This window comes from Streptomyces albus subsp. chlorinus (assembly GCF_013302895.1).
Lineage (GTDB): Bacteria > Actinomycetota > Actinomycetes > Streptomycetales > Streptomycetaceae > Streptomyces > Streptomyces chlorinus.
Genome location: NZ_VJOK01000001.1, coordinates 5,462,382 through 5,465,476, shown reverse-complemented (window position 1 = coordinate 5,465,476; position 3,095 = coordinate 5,462,382). Strand labels below are relative to the sequence as shown.

General features: G+C 69.4%; 2 protein-coding genes. One reads left to right on the top strand and one right to left on the bottom strand.

Features of this window, described 5'->3' with window-relative positions; all coding sequences use genetic code 11:
• Nucleotides 1–2,341 (bottom strand): sensor histidine kinase (locus tag FM076_RS24010; protein ID WP_345945192.1); only part of this gene is annotated, 2,341 nt, incomplete at its 3' end.
• A gap of 562 nt (nucleotides 2,342–2,903) precedes the next feature.
• Here FM076_RS24010 and FM076_RS24005 point away from each other — a divergent pair.
• On the top strand, nucleotides 2,904–3,092 hold the full coding sequence (locus FM076_RS24005; RefSeq protein WP_173873011.1) for a hypothetical protein: 189 nt from the start codon (nucleotides 2,904–2,906) through the stop codon (nucleotides 3,090–3,092).
• Nucleotides 3,093–3,095: the final 3 nt, after the last annotated feature.

The following is a 3,095-nucleotide window of genomic DNA, read 5'->3' as shown; positions in this document are numbered from 1 at the left end:
GGCCGCCGCGCTGGAGCGCCGCGGCGAGGTTGCCGCCCTTGGAGCCGCTCCGGGCCTGCGGGGGCGGCGGGGTGCCCTGGCCACCGGGCGCGCTGCCCTGGACGCCGCGGCCCTTCGGTCCCTGCGCGCCGCCCTGGGCGACATCGACGGGGAGCATGACCAGTGCCGTCGTCCCGCCGGAGTCGGAGGGGCGCAGCTGGATGCGGATGCCGTGCCGCAAGGAGAGGCGGCCGACCACGAAGAGGCCCATGCGGCGGGAGACGGAGACGTCCACCGTCGGCGGGTTGGCCAGCCGCTCGTTGATCGCGGACAGGTCCTCGGGCGAGAGCCCGATGCCGGTGTCGTGGATCTCGATGAGCACCCGGCCGTCGGGCAGTGCGTGACCGGTGACCTTGACCTTCGTCTGGGGCGAGGAGAACGACGTGGCGTTCTCCAGCAGCTCGGCGAGGAGGTGGACGAGGTCGTTGACGACGCGTCCGGCGACCTCGGTGGCCGGGACGGAGTTCAGCTCGATGCGCTCGTACTGCTCCACCTCGGAGGCCGCGGCGCGCAGCACGTCCACCAGCGGGACGGGGCGCGTCCAGCGGCGGCCCGGCTCCTCACCGGCGAGGACGAGCAGGTTCTCGCCGTTGCGGCGCATGCGGGTGGCGAGGTGGTCGAGCTTGAAGAGCGAGGAGAGCTGGTCCGGGTCGGCCTCGCGGGACTCCAGTTCGGAGATCAGCGAGAGCTGACGCTGAATCAGGCCCTGGCTGCGGCGCGAGAGGTTGGTGAACATCGCGTTCACGTTCCCCCGCAGCAGCGCCTGCTCGCCCGCGAGGCGGACGGCCTCGCGGTGGACGTCGTCGAACGCGGCGGCCACCTTGCCGATCTCGTCCCGGCTGTGCACACCGACGGACTCGACGGAGGTGTCCACGTCCTGCGGCTCGGCCTCCGACATCTGCTTGACCAGCTCGGGCAGCCGCCTGCGGGCGACGTCCTGGGCGGTGTCCTGCAGACGGCGCAGCGAGCGGACCATGGAGCGGGCGACGACGAACGCGCCGACCAGCGAGATGCCCAGGACGAGCAGGATGAGGGCACCGCTGATGAGTGCCTCGCGCTGCGCCTCGGAGCGCAGCTCGCGCGCCTGCTGCTCCATCTTCTCCAGCAGCGTGCGCTCGATCTTGTCCATCGCGCCGATCTTGGAGGTGTCCTGGTCCATCCAGTCCACGTAGGTACGGCGCTGCTTCTTGATCGCGTCCGGGCTGTGCAGCATCCGGTCGCGGTACTTGTCCGCCATGACGACGTTGACGTCGCCACCGCTGATCGGCTTGAGGAGGTCGTCGGTGGCCTCGGAGCCGTAGATCTGGCTGAAGCTGTCCAGCTCGGCGCCCTCGCTGTCGGTGGCGGTGCGCGCGTAGAGCCGGTCGCTCTCGGAGAGCTTGGGGGTGGGCTGGTGGGCCAGCCCGGCGGAGATGATGGCCCGCTGGATGGAGGCGAACTCCTTGGCGCTGGAGAAGGCGGCCAGCGCGCGGGTGCTGCGGATCATCTCCGAGTTGCTGGTCGCCTGCGCCATGTCCTGCGACAGGGAGAGCAGGGACTCGATGAGCTGGTTGTAGGAGTTGACCGTCTGGGAGACGTACTCGGGGTTGTCGTAGGCGCGCTCGCGGATCGTGTTGATCGCGGTGAGCTGGCGGGTGATGTCCAGGACGGTGGACTGGACCCCGGCCATGGCCCGGTCGCTGCCGTCGATGTCGTTGGTGGCGTTCTTGAAGGTCCGGAAGGCCTTGTCGGTCTTCTCGCGCGACCCGACGACGACGTCGTCCTTCTCGTTGCGCGTGCTGACCAGGGGGCCGGCCGAGCGGTCCCGCTCCTCCTGGAGGGCGGCGGCCAGCTCGGTGGCGCGCTCCGTCATCTCGGTGAGGAGCTTCATCTTGTCGAGCTGGTCGACGTTCTGCAGCGAGTCGCTGATCCGCATGCCGCCGAGCGTGGTGGCCGCGATGACCGGGAGGGCGAGCAGGGAGACCAGGCGCGTGCTGATGCGCCAGTTGCGCAGGGCCATACGGGAGCCCGGGTCCGGCACCCCGGACGGGTCAGGCGCCGCCTTGGCGTTCTTCTCGGCGGCCTTCTCGGCCTTCTTCGCGCTCTTGCCCGTCTTCCCGGGCTTGCCGCTCTTGTCGGCCTTGCCCGCACCGCCCGGGGCAGAGCCCTTCTCGCCGTTCACCTGCGGGATGCCGGGCGCCCCCTGGCCACCGCCCGTCGGCCCGCCGTCCTGGGCGTGCTGGGGCTGGGACCCGCGGTCGGCCGAGCCACGCGCCTCCGGGGCTCCCTCAGCGCTGCCATCCCTCTTGAAACGTCCCTGCACTAGCGTCGCAACCTCTGGACCAGGCGTCCCCCCGTCGCGGCGGCGGGACGGTATCGAGTCGTCGGGGGTCCCAGGCCCCCTTGGCGGTCGTAATGACCGGCGCGTCCCCTCATCACCGTCGTGCGGCGCCGCTTGCTGCGTCCGACGCGCGCCGGTTGTGTTTCGTCCTGCGGCGGTCCGTGGAATTCCAGCACAGTGCCGGATCTCCAACAAGGGCTGTGGATAACCGCGCAAGATCGGTCACGAATCGCGCACAAATTCTTACGGTGTGTGGGATTCCTCAAGGGGAATGTCCGGTTTGATCCCATAAGCCCTCTGTGTCGCCTCGCGGGCACCCCTCACTTCCAGTCGCGCCCCCGCGTACGGATTGCCCCGTTGGCCCGCTGTGCCCGATTAAGCTGCCGGATTCAACGATTACTTATGTCTGTTTTGGTAACTACCTCGTGAGCAAAATCACAGGCCGGTCGTTGCCTAGGTCACGTCTCGGCTGGGAATAGCGGGCCTACTCTCGGCGTTTACATCGCACACCGAAATGACAAGCCGAGCGAGGTAAGGGCACTCAGTGAAGTCCACGCTGACCATGCGGAACATAGCCAACCCGCGGCGCACCACCCTGGCGCACCTGAAGGACGCCGACGAGCTGACGACCGAGACGGTCGCGGCGTACGAGGCCCGGGAGGAGAACACCACACTCCCCACCAGGACCGCCAACCCCCGCCGCACCGTGCTGGTGGACGCCCCGGCCGACTGAGCG